The sequence below is a fragment of the Novosphingobium sp. G106 genome, from assembly GCF_019075875.1.
Classification (GTDB): domain Bacteria; phylum Pseudomonadota; class Alphaproteobacteria; order Sphingomonadales; family Sphingomonadaceae; genus Novosphingobium.
Window position 1 is genome coordinate 2,119,532 of record NZ_JAHOOZ010000001.1, and the last position, 15,741, is coordinate 2,135,272.

The following is a 15,741-nucleotide window of genomic DNA, read 5'->3' on the forward strand; positions in this document are numbered from 1 at the left end:
CGCCGCTGATGGGATTGAAGCTATGAGCGCATTCGGGCGACGCAATGGTGCAGGCGGCATGGGACCGGGCGCTCGCCCGGCTTTCGGTGTCGCGAGGCCGATGAAGAGCGGCGTCGAGGCACGGCCCGCCTCCAACCCCGGCGCACCTGCCGGCGGCGAGCAGTTCCCGCCGCTCCCGGCCGAGGAGCCCGCCCCGCGCTCGAACGACCGCAACGTCGATGCGATGACCCGCCTCAGCGACCGCGCCAATGCGGCGCAGGAAGCCAACACCTACGACCATTCTGGCTTCGAGGCCTCGATCCACAAGATCAAGGAACAGGTGCTGCCGCGCCTGCTCGAACGCGTCGATCCCGAAGCCGCCGCCACGCTGACCAAGGAAGAGCTGTCGGAGGAATTCCGGCCGATCATCATGGAAGTGCTGGCCGAGCTCAAGGTCACCTTCAACCGCCGCGAGCAGTTCGCGCTCGAGAAGGTGCTGATCGACGAGCTGCTCGGCTTCGGCCCGCTCGAAGAGCTGCTCAACGATCCCGACGTGTCGGACATCATGGTCAACGGCCCCGAGCAGACCTACATCGAAAAGAAGGGCCGCCTGCAGCTCGCGCCGATCCGCTTCCGCGACGAGCAGCACCTGTTCCAGATCGCCCAGCGCATCGTCAACCAGGTCGGCCGCCGCGTCGACCAGACCACGCCGCTGGCCGACGCCCGCCTCAAGGACGGCAGCCGCGTCAACGTGATCGTGCCGCCGCTGTCGCTGCGCGGCACCGCGATCTCGATTCGTAAGTTCTCCGAGAAGCCGATCACGATCGACATGCTCGCGGGCTTCGGCTCGATGAGCGACAAGATGGCCACCGCGCTGAAGATCGCCGGCGCCTGCCGCTTCAACATCGTCATCTCGGGCGGTACCGGCTCGGGCAAGACGACGATGCTCAACGCCATGTCGAAGATGATCGACCCCGGCGAGCGCGTGCTGACGATCGAAGACGCCGCCGAACTCCGCCTGCAGCAGCCGCACTGGCTACCGCTCGAAACCCGCCCGCCGAACCTCGAAGGCCAGGGCGCGATCACCATCGGCGACCTCGTCAAGAACGCGCTGCGTATGCGCCCGGACCGCATTATCCTCGGCGAAATCCGCGGCGCCGAATGCTTCGACCTGCTCGCCGCCATGAACACCGGCCACGACGGCTCGATGTGCACGCTTCACGCCAACAGCCCGCGCGAGTGCCTGGGCCGTATGGAAAACATGATCCTGATGGGCGACATCAAGATCCCGAAGGAAGCCATCAGCCGCCAGATCGCCGAATCGGTGGACCTCATCGTCCAGGTCAAGCGCCTGCGCGACGGTTCGCGTCGCACGACCAACGTCACCGAGGTGATCGGCATGGAAGGCGACGTCATCGTCACCCAGGAGCTGTTCAAGTTCGAGTACCTAGACGAGACCGACGACGGCAAGATCATCGGCGAGTTTCGCAGCTCGGGCCTGCGCCCCTACACGCTGGAAAAGGCGCGCCAGTTCGGCTTCGACCAGGCCTTCCTCGAAGCCTGCCTCTAAGGCCGGCGACGCTGCCCATCCGCTTCCGGCAGGGTTACACAAGTTACACCCTGTAACCCGGCTCGGGATGGGTAATATCGTTACTGGCCAATATGTTGGTCCGCGGCGGACAGGGTGTCCGTTCAAAGGGTAAAAATATCGGACGCTTCAAAGAGCAGCGGACGCACCGCGGCTCGTAAAGCCTGTCAGAGCGCCGCGAAGTAGGAAAATGTTTCCTCACGGCAGCCGCAGTATGAGTGGCGCGCAGTGGGCTATCAGCCGATTTCACGAGATTTCAGGCGCATGATTGCAGCCTCGGCATCGTTGCTCGCGTCCTTCAGCCGTTCGGCCAGTTTTTCGAGTTCCCGCTCGTTCCTGGGACATCTTCGTCGCGCGTCGGCCTTCGTCAGGAACCAGCCGCTCCAGGATTTCCTGGCAGGCTTCAGTTCGGTAATCGAAGCCAGCAACACGTCGTGCGCGACGCCGGCGAGGTCGACGTGCCGTCGGTCATGCCCCTGGCGCCATCGACCAGGCCTCGCGATGGATGGCGAGCCAGGCTTTCGGCGATCTTTTCCGCGAGTTGCTCCAAGCTCATCGATGATTCCGGTCAACCATGGCGAGCTAGTGCTGGCGATGGTTTGCGAACAGCCAGCCGCCGAGGACTATCGAAGCAAAGCAGGCCCCCATCATTAAGATCAAAGCCAGCTTTTCGGGGCGCCTTTCCGCAAGTCCACACAGGACGACAGCTCCAGCAAATAAGATTGAGCCTCTCTTTATCCACACTGCACGCGATGACATTTCGCGTGCGTTGCAGGCGGCATAGTTCCGTCAAGGGAATGGCCGATCCCGCCGACAAAGCGGACGTAGCGCCTCTCTTCGATCGTCCCCAATAGCGGCCGTATGTTCAGCTCCTGCAATTCGAGCTAATCTCGTCGAACAGCTGATCATGGGGTGGAGATGGCTAGCAAAATGCGGCGGATGAACAGGATCGCGCTGTTGATCGGTTTTGGGACGACCGGCTTGCATGCGGAACCCGTTCCCGCGCATCTGCAGGGACCGCAGGTGCGGCTCTGGTATGAGGAGAGTGGACGTCTTTCAGAGGACATCGCTCCGCCCAGATCAATCACCCTTTGGAATACGATCATCGGAGAGGGAGAGGCAGAGGAGATAGCGAACGATGCGCTCTTCACTATCCACGTCCGCACTTCAGGTGAGCAGAACTTGGCTCAGCCGCTCTTTCTTTCGGCCACGGACAAGGCTAGCAAGATCCTCGCGCAGCGCACTTTCAAAAGCATTCTCACAAGTAAGGATGGCAATGCCGTCGTACCACTCTGGGTTCGAGACATTGGGTGTGCCGGCACAGTCGTGTTCGCGGCTCGGATTGGAAGTGAGCGTCAATCTTTCTCAATTGATTTCCCGTGCGGGGAATAGCTCGCCCCGCCGACGTATCAGTCATTCGGTTCGTGGAAGTATGGGATTGAAAGCTGCCGCTCGTTCATGGAGGTGAAAACGCCTTGTCGCCCAATTTGAGGCTCGACCGCTGGCAACAACAACGACTGCGACATCGAATTTTAGGAGCCAGCTGCCGCTATCGACAACCATTTGTACAGGCCGACCGTCGCGAAGCGAGACCACCGAAAGCGATCCTAACAACGCGACATACCCTACCGAGAGACCTGAGCTAGAGGTTGTCAGGACGGGAGGCGAACGCAGCCTGAGCGTTCGCCGATCCCATATGACCGCGCCAAATTGGATGCAATTTCACTTTTTGGAACTTGCGCGCGGTCGACCTGGAAGCCAGACGCGAAATGCAAGGGGCAGGACCGGCGTCCCCGTGCTTAGCATAATAATATAGGTTTTTCAGGGTTAAATGAACAATTGTTATCGAAAGGCGGCGCTGCTTGCGTCCGCTGCAATGCTTTGTGCGTCTCCAGCCATTGCAGCAGACATCGTAATTGCAACTGGCACGACGGATACCACCCAAAAATCTGTCGGCGGTATGGATACGCTGGCTGTCGAACAGGGGGGGACACTTTCGGTTACCGATACGGCAATCAAATGGAATGGGTCGTCCACCGACCTTAGGATAACCAACGACGGCACAATCGAATCGACCGATACGGAAGGCCGCGCCATTAATGCCGGCGGCAGCGCGACTGCACCTCGTACGGTCACGCTTCTGAATAACGGCCCAGGCATTATCAGGTCCGAGGACGATGCCATTCGAATCAATACGGACATTACCGACGGCACAGTTCGTTTGACGAACGCTGGGACTATCCTCTCGACGATAGACGGCCAAGCGATCGACTTCGATGCAGTCGCCAGTACCGCGAGTGGTCAGATCCAGATCGACAATTTGGCGGGTGGGATTATCCAATCGACCGATGCGGATGCAGTCCGCCCGGGCGAGGGCGCGGACGTCAACAATGCCGGCACTATCTATGCCGGCAAGGTGGCGAACGATTCATCGGATGGCGTCGATTTCCAAGCCCATTCCGGGACGGTCACCAATCTCGTCGACGGCGTGATATCTGGTGCGCGGCACGGCGTCACCACTAGCGAGGACGTTACCGTCGTCAACTACGGCACCATCATCGGCCGCAATGGGTCAGGAGTCGGCTCAGACGGTACAGCAACCGTTATCAACTATGGTCGGATCACCGGAGCCTACGATGGCTCGGGTAATGGTGATGGTGACGGTGTGGATATCGATAATGGCGGCACCGTCGAAAATTATGGCGTGATCGAAGCCTTGGGCTCGGCGGGTGTGACGTCGGCGGGAGAACCGGCCGGTAGTGATGGCGTAACCATTGGCGGCAACGGCGGAACGGTCATCAATCACCAAGGTGCCACAATATACAGCGTCGGCGGCGCAGTTCCCATTTCGAAGGGTAAGGTGATTAACGATGGCACCATTACGGGCGGCTCCGTTGGCGTACTTTGGGGCGGCGCTAGTACGCTCACCAACACCGGTACGGTGACCGGCGCAGTAGTCGGCGTGCTGGGCGGTGCCGAGGGGGATACAGTCACCAACTCGGGAACGATCTCCAGTCCCAACATCGCACTCGCGCTGCAAGGTGGGAACGATCAGCTCACCCTTTTGCCGGGTTCCATATTTATCGGAACGGTGGATGGCGGTGACGATATCGATCAAGTTACGCTTGCGGGTAATGGCGCTGGCTCCTTTGCCGGTGCGGTAAATTTCGAGCATTTAGAGGTTGCTTCCGGCGACTGGACGCTAATGGCAGCTTCGGTTTTCGCGAATGGCACTACCATTGAAAGCAACGCCGCATTGACGGGATCCGCGGACGTCCTGGTCGGCTTGATCGATGACAACGGAACTCTGATAGTTGATCAGCAGGTCGACGGGAACTTTTTGGCAATCCTGACCGGCACAGGCCAACTGATCAAGTCAGGCGCGGGCAAGCTGACCATAGGCGATCAATCGTTTTCCGGCGGTACCCGAATAAATGCGGGCACTGTGCTGGTGAACGGCTCCCTGCCTTCGGCAGTCACCGTCGGCAATGGCGCAACCTTGGGCGGCACGGGTGCGGCCGGGGAAGTTCGGGTGGAGAGAGGTGGAACGATCGCTCCGGGTGTTGGCCGGGGTGGCACGTTTCGGATCGCGGGAGATTTCTACCAGGAGGCGGGTTCGGTCTACATGATCGGGCAAAACGGCGCCGCGCTTTTGATCGGCGGAAAAGCCACGCTTGAGAATGGCGCCCTGGTCGAACTCTCACCCGATGTGCGATCCCGGGCCATCGGCACCCGTTTTGCGCTGCTTTCGGCGGACGGAGGGATCACCGGCAATTATGCAATCGCGCAGGACCCTCAGGCGAATACTGAGGTCAGATTGACCCGCGACGGCAATGAGATTGATGGCGTGATTGCCCGGACTGCAGCGTCGTTGGCCGGGATCGGTTCAACATCCAATCAGATCGGCGTCGCTGGATCATTGGCGGTTCTGAGCACGGAAAACGACGCATATGCGGCCTTGACGCTCGACCCTTCCCGCGATTCCGTCCGCGCGAATTTGGGCCAGCTTGCCGGCGAAGTGCATGCATCGCTGCGGACAGCAATGACGCAAGACGCGTTGAGTGCCCAGGATGCCGCGGGGAGCCACCTCGACGATCTGACGGAGCGTCGCTCCGTTTTGTGGACGCAATTTCTAGGCGGCCAAGCCAGATACGATGGCGCGGCAGGCGCAGCAGATGCCAGCCATGACACGTTCGGCGTGATTGCAGGCGTGGAGATGACGCTAAGCAGGAATGCCCATATCGGAATCGCTGGCGGCTACACGCGCACCACTCTCGATCTGCAGGGCCAAGCGAGCGATGCCCGGGTCGGAAGCGCGCACTTGCTGGCCTATGGTGGCGCCGATATCGGCAGACTCAGGATAAAAGGCGTGATCGGCTGCGCCTTCAATCAAATAGAAACCCGGCGGTCGATCGCATTTGACGGCTTCACTGACCAAGATCGGGCCATTTATCACGGAAACATGCTACATGGATTTGGCGAAGTTGGCTACGCTCTGCCTTGGCTGAATGGTGTGATCGAACCCTTTGCTCGTGCGACATCACTGCGTGCTCATACCGACCGATTTCTCGAGATGGGCGGGGATGCTGCGCTTGCTGGGAGCGCGCATTCGACCACTGCGATATTCTCCGATCTTGGGGCGCGGCTGCTGAAGCCGGTAGGCGCCACGGTGTACGTCGACGCTGGCCTGGCATGGCGGCATGCCTATACTGACTATCGCTCGGACGCGCTGCTAGCGTTTGCCCAAGGCGGAGCGGACTTCACGGTTACCGGCACAACCTTTTCAAGAAATGCTGTCAGACCGGCCCTCGGCATCCTCTGGAAGCCAGTAGATAATTTACGTCTCGGCGCTAGCTACGCAGGTGCTTATGGAACGGGGGGTACCGAAACGCGAGGCAGGATCACCGTGGCCCTCGAGATCTGACAGCGCCAAACGCCGACTAAGCGGTCGTTCAGCCGCTTAGTTCATTCGCCCTGAAGCTGTCATTTTGAAGTTCAAATCCCGTGATGGGCGTTGTCGAAAAGAAATGCAGCAATCCAGCAAAAAAGTGTCGAACCTAGGAACAGGTATCCGTGCCAGATTCCGTCGCTCTTTCGTTGCCGATGTGCGCCAAAGCCGAAGGCGAAATGTGCCACGAAGAAGAGGAGGAAGATTGGGAGCGCTGTTATTCCCCAAACAACGAATTCTCCGCCGCTAGCACCGGGTATGTCCGCCAACTCTGGTTCCATCCAGGTTTGAGCACCGAGATAGAGAAAAATCCCTATTCCGATCATGTTGCTCGCCAGCCAAAGCCACCATCGATTGAGCGCAGTTGTCATGAAGCGCCGTGTAGCTCTGGCACGGTCTGCTTTCTAGCCCAGCTTATCCAAGAGCGGACTTTCCGGACACCCGACAGAGCTGCCCTCCCCCTTACTCGCCGAACCACGCCTTCGCGCCCACCGCCAGCAGCAGCACCGCCACGAAGGCAGCCCAGAAGGATACGGTCGTCCAGGGCACGAAGCCCACGGCATCGGGATCGCGCCTCCGCATGCGGCGGCGGTCGGCGACCCAGGCGATCGCGGCGAGCAAGACTGCTGCGCCGCCGAACAATAATAAGTCAAAAGGCGTATCTTCCATGTCCCGCCCTTGCCTCAGCGGCAGGCCGAGTTAAAGCCCGCGCCGTGGACCTCCCCCAACGCCCAATGTACGCGCTCGGCCTGCGCATCGCTTCGGCCCTGCTCTTCGCCACGCTCTACATGCTGGTCAAGCATGTCGGCGAAAGCGGGGTGAAGTTGCCCGAGATCATGTTCTGGCGGCAGGCGGTGACGCTGCCGATCCTGCTGGGCTATCTCGCCTTCACCGGCGGGCTCCATCGGCTCAAGACCAAGCGGCTACCCATCCACGGTCGGCGTGCGGTGATGGGCATGACCAACATGGCGTTCAATTTCGGCGCGACGATCCTGCTGCCGCTGGCCGAATCGACCGTGCTGGGCTTCACCACGCCGCTGTTCGCCGTGGTGCTAGGGGCGCTCGTCCTGCGCGAGCATATCGGCCCCTATCGCTGGCTCGCGGTACTATTGGGCTTCGCCGGGGTGTTGATCGTCGCCCAGCCCGGCGGCGAAACCGTCTCGACCCTCGGGATGACGCTGGGGCTGCTCTGCGCGCTGTTCCTCGTCGTGATCAACTACCAGATCCGCGATCTCGGCCGCACCGAGGAGCCCATCACCACCGTGTTCTATTTCGCGGCCTTCGGCACGCCGATGGCCGCGCTCGCGCTGCCGTTCTTCATGACGGCGCATAGCCCGCAGCAATGGCTCGAACTGATCGCGATCGGCGTCGTCGGCACTTTCGCGCAGCTGCTGATGGCGGCATCGCTGCGCTTCGGCGCCGTCGCGAGCGTGATCGTGATGGACTATACGCAGCTCATCTGGGCGACGATCTACGGCTGGCTGATCTGGGAGAAACTGCCGACCGCCGCGACCTGGTTCGGTGCGCCGCTGATCGTCGCCGCCGGCATGGTTATCGCCTGGCGCGAGCACCGGCTGGGCCGTCAGGATGCGCTCGAAGCCGAGCAGGCGCGGAACATGTCCGCCTGATCCGGGTTTATCCGGTCGAGCAGGCGCCAGACGGCGCCCGCATTGCGACAAGGATAAAAGCCATGCTCAAGAAGCTGATCTTCGCCATCGCCGTGGGCAGCATCGCCCTCACCGCCTCGGCCTGCAACACGGTCAAGGGCGCCGGCCGCGACATCGAATCGGTCGGCCAGGCCGGCGATAACGCGATCAACCACTAAAGGCTTCAGCTGCCGCCGATCTCGCTCAGGCTGGGCGCGGCGGGCGGCTGGACGTGTCCTTTCCAGGTCAGCACCGGCTTGCGCGCGGCCTGCGTCTCGTCGAGACGGCGGCGGGGCGCGAAGTGCGGCGCTGACTTCAGGCTCTCATCCCCTGCAAGCGCGCGTTCCGCAACCGAACGCAGGCTGGCGATCAGCCGGTCCAGCCCCTGCTTGCTTTCGGTCTCGGTCGGCTCGACCAGCATCGCACCGTGGACGACGAGCGGGAAATAGACCGTCATCGGGTGGAAGCCCTCGTCGATCAGTCCCTTGGCGATGTCGAGCGTCGAGAAACCTTCGGGCAGGTTGGAATCACTGAACAGCGCCTCGTGCATGCAGGGGCCGCTGGCACCGAACGGCGCGTCGAGCAGCCCGTCGAGGCTGCGCAGCACGTAGTTCGCATTGAGCACCGCGTCCTCGGCGACCTGGCGCAGGCCGTCGGCGCCGTGGCTGAGAATATAGGTCAGCGCGCGCGTGAACATGCCCATCTGGCCGTGGAAGGCGACCATGCGGCCGAAGGCCTGCGGGCTGTCGGCTGGGGCATCTTCCTCCTCGACCAGGCGTGCCGTCCCGTCTGCATCCTTCGTGACGAAAGGCAGGGGTGCGAAGGGTGCCAGAGCCTCGGACAGCACGACCGGCCCCGAACCTGGCCCGCCGCCGCCGTGCGGGGTCGAGAAGGTCTTATGCAGGTTGATGTGCATCGCGTCGATGCCGAGGTCGCCCGGGCGCACCTTGCCGACGATCGCGTTGAAGTTGGCGCCGTCGCAATAGACGTAGCCGCCCGCGGCGTGGACAGCGTCGGAGATCGCCTTCATCTCGCGCTCGAACAGACCGCAAGTGTTGGGGTTGGTGATCATCACGCCGGCAACGTCGGGCCCGAGCCGCGCCTTGAAGGCGGCAAGATCGACGCGGCCGTCGGCGGTGCCGGGAATCGCTTCTACCTTGTAGCCGGCAAAGGCCGCGGTCGCGGGATTGGTCCCGTGGGCGCTCTCAGGCACGAGAATGACCGAGCGCGCATCGCCCTTGGCATCGTGCGCGGCGCGGATGCAGAGCAGGCCGCAAAGCTCGCCGTGGGCGCCGGCCTTGGGCGAAAGCGCGACGCTGGCCATGCCGGTCAGCTCGATCAGCCAATGCGCGAGCTGGTGCATCACTTCGAAAGCGCCGCGCACGGTCTGCTGCGGCTGCATCGGGTGGACATCGACGAAGCCGGGTAGCCGCGCCATCTTCTCGTTGAGCCGCGGGTTATGCTTCATCGTACACGAGCCGAGCGGGAACGGCCCGAGGTCGATCGCATAGTTCTGCCGGCTGAGGCGCGTGTAGTGGCGCACGGCTTCGGGCTCGGTCAAGCCGGGCAGCGGCGGAGCCTCCTTGCGCAGGAAGCGCGACAACGAGGCCAGCGGCGGCGCTTCGGGCTCGTCGAGGTCGACGCCATAATTGGCGCCGGTGCCGAGTTCGAAGATCAGCGGCTCCTCGAGCATCAGCCCCTTGTCGCCGCTCGAAGTGGTCGGCACTGCATCAGCCGCGCCGCCGGAACCAAGGGCCGGCTTCCAGCCGGAAGCGTTGGGCGCGTTCATGCCGGTACTCCTTCAAGCACTTCGCTCAGCGCGGCGGCGAGCGCCTCGATGTCTTCGTCGGTCGTGGTCTCGGTCGCGGTGACCAGTAGGCCGGAATGCAGCGCATCCACGCCCGGGTAGAGCCGGCCGAGCGAAACCCCGCCGAGCACTTGCCGGTCGGCCAGCGCGCGCACGACCTCGCGGGCATCGCCGGGCAGGACGACCGTGAACTCGTTGAAGTACGCGTCGTTGAGCACGCTCACGCCCGGCACCTTGGCGAGGCGCGCCGCCACCACCTGCGCCCGGCCGTGGTTGACCGCGGCCAGCCGCGCCAGTCCCTCACCGCCGAGAAGGCTCATGTGGATCGAGAAGGCTAGTGCACAAAGGCCTGAGTTCGTGCAGATATTGCTCGTCGCCTTCTCGCGGCGGATATGCTGCTCGCGGGTCGACAGCGTCAGCACGAACCCGCGCCGGCCATCGGCATCGACGGTCTCGCCGCAGAGCCGCCCGGGCATTTGCCGGACGTATTTCTCGCGGCAGCCGAACAGGCCGAGGTAGGGCCCGCCGAACTGGAGGCCGACGCCGAGCGACTGCCCCTCGCCCACGACGATGTCGGCGCCGAGATGGCCCGGCGCTTCGAGCAGGCCGAGCGCCACGGGCTCGGTCACCACGACCACCAACAACGCGCCCGCCGCCTGCGCTGCCGCCGAAATAGCGGCGAGATCGGGAATCCGGCCGAGGATATCGGGGTACTGGACCACCGCACAGGCAGTGTCCTTGTCGATCGCGGCAATCACTTCGGCATCGTCGGGCGCAGCGTCGAGCTTCGGCGCGCGCGCATCGATCGCATCGCCGGTGAAGCGCGCCATCGTCTCGACACAGGCGACGTAGTGCGGGTGCAGCCCGCCCGAGAGCACGGCCTTGCCCCGCTTGGTCACCCGCGCCGCCATGGCGATCGCTTCCCAGCAGGCGGTCGAGCCGTCGTACATCGAGGCATTGGCGACATCGACGCCGAACAGCCGCGCGACCTGGGTCTGGAACTCGAACAGCACCTGCAAGGTACCCTGCGCGATCTCGGGCTGATAGGGCGTGTAGGCGGTGAGGAACTCGCCGCGCTGGATCAGGTGATCGACCGAGGCCGGGATATGGTGCCGATAGGCCCCTGCCCCCAGGAAGAACGGAGCCGAGCCCGCGCTGATGTTCTTCGCCGCGAGTGCGCTCATGTGCCGCTCGACCGCCATCTCGCTGGCGTGGTTCGGCAGGCCGGCGATCGGTCCCGACAGCCGCACCTCGGCGGGCACGTCGCTGAACAGGTCATCGACCGTGGCGGCACCGATGACGCCGAGCATCTCGGCCCGATCGGCGGGGGTAAGCGGCAGGTAGCGCATGAGATCAGAGCCCTTCGACGTACTTCTCGTAAGCGGCAGCATCCATCAGGCTGCCAAGCTCGCCCGCATCGGATAGCTTGACGCGGAACAGCCAGCCGCCGGTCTCGGCGTCGCTATTGACCAGTTCGGGCGCGTCGCCGAGCGCGGCGTTGACGTCGGTCACCTCGCCGCTGACCGGCGAATAGACGTCCGAGGCGGCCTTGACCGAGTCGACCACCGAGACGGAATCGCCCTTGGCTACGGCCTGGCCCACGCCGGGTAGTTCGACGAAGGTGATGTCGCCGAGCTGGCCCTGGGCATAGTCGGTAATGCCGACCGTGCCGACGTCACCGTCGACTTCGATCCACTCGTGCTCTTCGGAGAAATAGCGGCTCATCGGGGGCTCCTTAGCGATGGTAGCGATGGGGGACGAAAGGCATGGACACAACCGTGGCGGCAAGGCACTTGCCGCGAACGTCGAGTTCGAGCCTGGTGCCGGGCGCGGCCAGCGCGGCGTCGACATAGGCCATGGCGATCGGACGCTGCAGGCTGGGCGAGAAGCCACCTGAGGTCACCTGGCCGACCTGCCTGTCGCCCTGCATGACCGGGGCACCCTCACGCGCCGCCTGACGGCCTTCGAGCGCGAGGCCGACGCGCTTGGCCGAAGATCCATCGGCAAGCAGCGCCAGCACGCGGTCGGCGCCGAGGAAGCCGCCATCGGCACGGCGGCGCTTGCTGATAGCGAAGGACAGATCGGCGCTGATGGGATCGGTCTGCTCGTTGAGATCGTGCCCATAGAGCGGCAGCCCGGCCTCGAGACGCAGCGAATCGCGCGCGCCGAGGCCGATCGGCTTGACCTCGGGTTGCGCGGCCAGGGCATTGGCCAGTTCGACAACGTCCGTCGCGCTCACCGAAATCTCGAAGCCGTCCTCACCGGTATAACCCGAACGGCTTATGCCGAGGCGCTTGCCCTGCCAGTCGTAGATGTCAGCCTGCATGAACTTGAGCTCTGCCAGCGGCGTGCCGCCCTCATGCAGCGGCGAAATGCCGAGCCGCGCGAGGGCGTCGGCCGCCTTGGGCCCCTGCAGCGCCAGCAGCGCCTGCTCGTCGAAGTAGGTAAGCACGATCTCGTCGGGCAGATGCTCGCGCAGATGGCCGATGTCGTCCCACTTGGTCGCGCCGTTGACGACGACCGAGAAGTCCTTCCCGGTGTTGAGCACCATCAGGTCATCGAGAATACCGCCATCCTCGGCCATCAGCAGCGAATAGCGCATGCGCCCGGGCTTCAGCGCCGAGATGTCGCCGGGAAGCAGCGCTTCGAGCGCCGCGGCCGCGCCGTCTCCGGCCACGCCGAGCTGGCCCATGTGGCTGACATCGAACAGGCCCGCATTCTCGCGGGTCCACAGATGCTCTGCAATGATGCCTTCATACTGGACGGGCATCCAGTAGCCGGCGAACTCGACCATCCGCGCGCCGCGCTCGCGGTGCCAGGCGTCCAAAGGCAGCACCAGGATTTCCGGCGGGGCTTCAGCTTCATCGCTGTCGATTACGTCAGTCACAGGCACAACTCCGCACAGTTTGGCACACCGGTCAGGTGCCCCCTCTGTCACGGAAGCCTGAGAGCTTTCCCCCGTTCGCGCCAAGAAACTTGGACTTGAACGAGGTTACCCCTTCGGCGGCTCCGCAACGGTGACGGAGCACTTTCCAGAGCATCGCTATCGACCCTACGCGGTCCTTTGGCCTGAGAGATTCCGGGGCGGTTGCTCCTTCGGCGCCCTGCGACCCATCAAAACGACGAATCGCAGGAACTCTCCCGCGCGGTCAGCGACTGACCAGACCTTTCGCGGGACCGCTCCAGCGAGTCAACCGCGGGTTCTTGCCGCGCCAGCGAATTATCCCCGAGCCCGCCGGATCGCATAGCGCATCGCGTCGTACTCGTGAACGAAACGACCGCCCGCCTTTTCCTTGGCCAGGGCAATGACCGCCTGCACCATGGTGTCGGCCTTGATCGAGTGGAACCGCCGGAGCCCGCCGCGCAGAAAGGGATCGATCAGCGGGTTCAGGATCATCGCCAGCCGTTCGGCCGGCCGCCGCTCGGCCCGGGGTCCGCGCAACAGCGCCGGACGCAGGATATCGAGCCGGGTAAAGTGCAGCTTGGCTAGGGCGTCCTCGGTCTCGCCTTTGACGCGTAGGTAGAAGTTGCGGCTCGCCCGGTCGGCACCAACGGAGGAGACTAGGACCATATGTCCGATGCCCGCCGTCTTCGCGGCTCGCGCACAGTCGAGGACAAGGTCGTGGTCGATCGCGCGAAATGCCGCCTGGTCGCCGCCTTGCGCGCGAATCGTCGTGCCGAGCGCGCAGACGAGAACATTGGCATTCGACGCGGCAATCGCATCGGCCCAGCCCCAAGGCTCGGCGACCAGCATCTCCATTTGCGCGCCAGGCGGCAGCGGCATTTCGCGGCGAGCGACGCCGACAATACGCAGATCGGCTCGACCGACCACCGCATGGATCAGGCGCGAGCCGACGAGGCCGGTGGCCCCGACGAGGCAGATCCGCACAGGCTTCATACGTTGCGCAGACCCTCGGGAGTGCGGCCGTAGATCTGCGCGTGGCGCGAGATGGCGAAACGGTCGGTCATGCCGGCGATGAAATCGGCGATATGGCGGCTGCGCGCAGGCTCGTGCTCGGGCAGGCGGGCGAACCAGCTCTCGTCCATGTGCGCCGGTTCCTGCGAGTAGGCTGCAAAAAGCTCAGCGGTGACCGCGCGGGCGCGCTCGGCCGTGGCGAGCTGCTCGGGGTGGTAATAGAGTTTCTCATACATGAAACGCTTGAAGCCGCGCTCGGCCTCGGCAAGTTCGGGTGAGAAAGCGGCGCTGGCGTGCTCAGCTGCGCGGACGTCGGCGACGCTGGTCATGCCCTGGGTGCGGCGGCGCGTCTCGGCGATGACGTCGTTGACCATCATACCGATCTGTCCGCGGATCAGCTCGCGCAGCTGGCGTTCGCGCGGGGCGCCGGGATAGCGCTTCTCGACCTCGCCCCAGTGGGTCGCCACGAACGGATGCGCCAAGAGCTCGTCGAGATCGAGGAAGCCCGCATAGAGCCCATCGTCGATATCGTGGTTGTCATAGGCGATGTCGTCGGAGATCGCCGCGACCTGGGCCTCCAGCGACGGCCACGTGGTCAGCTCCAGCGGATAGGCCGCATCGATCTCGGCCAGCGCCCAGTTTACCTCCCCCACCGGCCCGTTGTGCTTGGCCAGGCCCTCGAGCATTTCCCAGGTCAGGTTGAGCCCGTCGTGCTCGCAATAGGGCGATTCGAGCTTCATCAAGGTGCGCAGGCAGTGCGCGTTGTGGTCAAAGCCGCCGTGAGCATGGAGCGCCGCGTGCAGCGCGTCCTCGCCAGCATGACCGAACGGCGGATGGCCGATGTCGTGCGCCAGGGCCAGGGCCTCGGTCAGGTCCTCATCGAGCCCCAGCGTGCGCGCGATGACGCGGGCGATCTGCGCGACTTCGAGGCTGTGGGTGAGCCGCACGCGGTAGTGGTCGCCATCGGGCGCGATGAACACCTGGGTCTTGTAGCGCAGCCGGCGGAAGGCGATCGAATGGATGATCCGGTCACGGTCGCGCTGATAGTCGCTCCGCGGCCCCCGCGCCAAAGCGGCATCGAGCGGGAACTGACGTCCGCGCGACTGGCCTGGATCGGAAGCGAAAGGCGCGCGGGTCATGGGATCAGCCGCCCATGATCCAGTCCACCGCGGCATCGGAATGGATGCGCGTGCAGTCGTAGATCGGCAGGACATTGGCATCGACGTCGACCACCATCTCGAGCTCGGTGCAGCCGAGCACGATCGCCTGGGCGCCGTCCTGTTCGAGATTGGTGATGATCGTCTTCAGCTCGCGCTCGGACTGGCGCGTGGCTTTGCCGATGATCAGCTCGTCGTAGATGATCCGGTCGAGCGTATCGACGAAGGCCATCTCGGGCGGCAGCAGCTCGATATCGTGCGCGATCAGCTTCTGGCGGTAGAAAGTCTCGACCATGACGTTGCGCGCGCCGAGCAGCGCGGCCTTCTTGACCGCGCTCGCCGCCATGCGCTGGCCGACGGCTTCGGCGATGTGCAGCACGGGCACCGAGACCGCGCCGGCTACCGCATCATAGACCTTGTGCATCGCATTGGTGCCGATCAGCAGCGCGGTCGCCCCCGCCGCTTCGAGCCGCTTGGCCGAATCGGCGAGCACACCGCCGGCGCGCTTCCAGTCGTCGTCGGTCGACAGCCGTACCAGATCGGTGAAGTCGAGACTTTCGATCAGCAGCGGCGCGCTGGCCTGCTTGCCGGCCTTGGCCTGCACGCCGCGGTTGATGTGCTCGTAATAGGTACGGGTCGAGTACCAGCTCATGCCGCCGATGAGGCCGATTTTGCGCAAGGGTCCGATCCTTTCGGGAAA

General features: G+C 63.8%; 15 protein-coding genes and 2 riboswitches. Of the genes, 5 read left to right on the forward strand and 10 right to left on the reverse strand.

Annotation, left to right across the window (positions count from 1 at the left end; translation table 11 throughout):
* Window positions 1-22: 22 nt before the first annotated feature.
* Window positions 23-1,549 carry a CpaF family protein gene (locus tag KRR38_RS10115; protein ID WP_217401087.1) on the forward strand — a complete coding sequence of 509 codons (1,527 nt, stop codon included), beginning with the start codon at window positions 23-25 and terminating at the stop codon, window positions 1,547-1,549.
* Between the two features lie 254 nt (window positions 1,550-1,803).
* On the opposite strand, the gene KRR38_RS10120 is transcribed toward KRR38_RS10115, so the two are convergent.
* Window positions 1,804-2,139, reverse strand: coding sequence for a hypothetical protein (locus KRR38_RS10120; RefSeq protein ID WP_217401089.1), 336 nt, complete (start codon window positions 2,137-2,139; stop codon window positions 1,804-1,806).
* 358 nt (window positions 2,140-2,497) lie between these two features.
* Here KRR38_RS10120 and KRR38_RS10125 point away from each other — a divergent pair, with 358 nt between their 5' ends.
* Both KRR38_RS10125 and KRR38_RS10130 read left to right on the forward strand, forming a co-directional pair.
* A complete protein-coding gene (locus KRR38_RS10125) occupies window positions 2,498-2,959 on the forward strand; it encodes a hypothetical protein (protein ID WP_217401091.1) in 462 nt (153 codons plus the stop codon).
* A gap of 439 nt (window positions 2,960-3,398) precedes the next feature.
* A complete protein-coding gene (locus KRR38_RS10130) occupies window positions 3,399-6,491 on the forward strand; it encodes an autotransporter domain-containing protein (protein ID WP_217401093.1) in 3,093 nt (1,030 codons plus the stop codon).
* A gap of 71 nt (window positions 6,492-6,562) precedes the next feature.
* Here KRR38_RS10130 and KRR38_RS10135 read toward each other — a convergent pair whose 3' ends face one another.
* Window positions 6,563-6,886, reverse strand: a complete 324-nt coding sequence (locus KRR38_RS10135) for a hypothetical protein (RefSeq protein WP_217401095.1) — start codon at window positions 6,884-6,886, stop codon at window positions 6,563-6,565.
* A 91-nt stretch (window positions 6,887-6,977) separates the two neighbouring features.
* Complete coding sequence (locus tag KRR38_RS10140; protein ID WP_217401097.1) at window positions 6,978-7,184, reverse strand: hypothetical protein; 207 nt, start codon at window positions 7,182-7,184, stop codon at window positions 6,978-6,980.
* A gap of 44 nt (window positions 7,185-7,228) precedes the next feature.
* Here KRR38_RS10140 and KRR38_RS10145 point away from each other — a divergent pair, with 44 nt between their 5' ends.
* Both KRR38_RS10145 and KRR38_RS10150 read left to right on the forward strand, forming a co-directional pair.
* The gene (locus KRR38_RS10145; protein WP_309141012.1) at window positions 7,229-8,143 is read left to right on the forward strand and encodes a DMT family transporter; all 915 of its coding nucleotides are present in this window, start codon (window positions 7,229-7,231) and stop codon (window positions 8,141-8,143) included.
* 62 nt (window positions 8,144-8,205) lie between these two features.
* The gene (locus tag KRR38_RS10150; RefSeq protein ID WP_217401099.1) at window positions 8,206-8,340 is read left to right on the forward strand and encodes an entericidin A/B family lipoprotein; all 135 of its coding nucleotides are present in this window, start codon (window positions 8,206-8,208) and stop codon (window positions 8,338-8,340) included.
* 5 nt (window positions 8,341-8,345) lie between these two features.
* Here the strand turns inward: KRR38_RS10150 and gcvPB are convergent, their stop codons facing one another.
* From gcvPB to KRR38_RS10185, 7 genes are all read right to left on the reverse strand, one after another.
* Window positions 8,346-9,950 (reverse strand): aminomethyl-transferring glycine dehydrogenase subunit GcvPB, encoded by a 1,605-nt coding sequence (gcvPB, locus tag KRR38_RS10155; protein ID WP_217401101.1) that lies wholly within the window; start codon window positions 9,948-9,950, stop codon window positions 8,346-8,348.
* Window positions 9,947-11,317 (reverse strand): aminomethyl-transferring glycine dehydrogenase subunit GcvPA, encoded by a 1,371-nt coding sequence (gcvPA, locus tag KRR38_RS10160; protein ID WP_217401103.1) that lies wholly within the window; start codon window positions 11,315-11,317, stop codon window positions 9,947-9,949. The genes gcvPB and gcvPA overlap by 4 nt, the downstream gene beginning before the upstream one ends.
* A gap of 4 nt (window positions 11,318-11,321) precedes the next feature.
* Window positions 11,322-11,693, reverse strand: a complete 372-nt coding sequence (gene gcvH, locus KRR38_RS10165) for a glycine cleavage system protein GcvH (RefSeq protein ID WP_217401105.1) — start codon at window positions 11,691-11,693, stop codon at window positions 11,322-11,324.
* A gap of 10 nt (window positions 11,694-11,703) precedes the next feature.
* Window positions 11,704-12,861: a glycine cleavage system aminomethyltransferase GcvT gene (gene gcvT / locus KRR38_RS10170; RefSeq protein ID WP_375293416.1), complete on the reverse strand. Its 1,158-nt coding sequence runs from the start codon at window positions 12,859-12,861 to the stop codon at window positions 11,704-11,706.
* A 28-nt stretch (window positions 12,862-12,889) separates the two neighbouring features.
* Window positions 12,890-13,014, reverse strand: a riboswitch (glycine riboswitch).
* A 1-nt stretch (window position 13,015) separates the two neighbouring features.
* Window positions 13,016-13,122, reverse strand: a riboswitch (glycine riboswitch).
* Window positions 13,123-13,188: 66 nt separating this feature from the next.
* Window positions 13,189-13,866 carry an NAD(P)H-binding protein gene (locus tag KRR38_RS10175; protein ID WP_217401109.1) on the reverse strand — a complete coding sequence of 226 codons (678 nt, stop codon included), beginning with the start codon at window positions 13,864-13,866 and terminating at the stop codon, window positions 13,189-13,191.
* Window positions 13,863-15,023 carry a deoxyguanosinetriphosphate triphosphohydrolase gene (locus tag KRR38_RS10180; RefSeq protein ID WP_217401111.1) on the reverse strand — a complete coding sequence of 387 codons (1,161 nt, stop codon included), beginning with the start codon at window positions 15,021-15,023 and terminating at the stop codon, window positions 13,863-13,865. The genes KRR38_RS10175 and KRR38_RS10180 overlap by 4 nt, the downstream gene beginning before the upstream one ends.
* A 4-nt stretch (window positions 15,024-15,027) precedes the next feature.
* Window positions 15,028-15,720 carry an aspartate/glutamate racemase family protein gene (locus KRR38_RS10185; protein WP_217401113.1) on the reverse strand — a complete coding sequence of 231 codons (693 nt, stop codon included), beginning with the start codon at window positions 15,718-15,720 and terminating at the stop codon, window positions 15,028-15,030.
* Between the last annotated feature and the right edge of the window lie 21 nt (window positions 15,721-15,741).

Coding starts and splice junctions, on each gene's coding strand:
- KRR38_RS10115 (WP_217401087.1), top strand. CDS start 23: ATGAGCGCATTCGGGCGACGCAATGGTGCAGGCGGCATGGGACCGGGC.
- KRR38_RS10125 (WP_217401091.1), top strand. CDS start 2,498: ATGCGGCGGATGAACAGGATCGCGCTGTTGATCGGTTTTGGGACGACC.
- KRR38_RS10130 (WP_217401093.1), top strand. CDS start 3,399: ATGAACAATTGTTATCGAAAGGCGGCGCTGCTTGCGTCCGCTGCAATG.
- KRR38_RS10135 (WP_217401095.1), bottom strand. CDS start 6,886: ATGACAACTGCGCTCAATCGATGGTGGCTTTGGCTGGCGAGCAACATG.
- KRR38_RS10140 (WP_217401097.1), bottom strand. CDS start 7,184: ATGGAAGATACGCCTTTTGACTTATTATTGTTCGGCGGCGCAGCAGTC.
- KRR38_RS10150 (WP_217401099.1), top strand. CDS start 8,206: ATGCTCAAGAAGCTGATCTTCGCCATCGCCGTGGGCAGCATCGCCCTC.
- gcvPB (WP_217401101.1), bottom strand. CDS start 9,950: ATGAACGCGCCCAACGCTTCCGGCTGGAAGCCGGCCCTTGGTTCCGGC.
- gcvPA (WP_217401103.1), bottom strand. CDS start 11,317: ATGCGCTACCTGCCGCTTACCCCCGCCGATCGGGCCGAGATGCTCGGC.
- gcvH (WP_217401105.1), bottom strand. CDS start 11,693: ATGAGCCGCTATTTCTCCGAAGAGCACGAGTGGATCGAAGTCGACGGT.
- KRR38_RS10175 (WP_217401109.1), bottom strand. CDS start 13,866: ATGAAGCCTGTGCGGATCTGCCTCGTCGGGGCCACCGGCCTCGTCGGC.
- KRR38_RS10180 (WP_217401111.1), bottom strand. CDS start 15,023: ATGACCCGCGCGCCTTTCGCTTCCGATCCAGGCCAGTCGCGCGGACGT.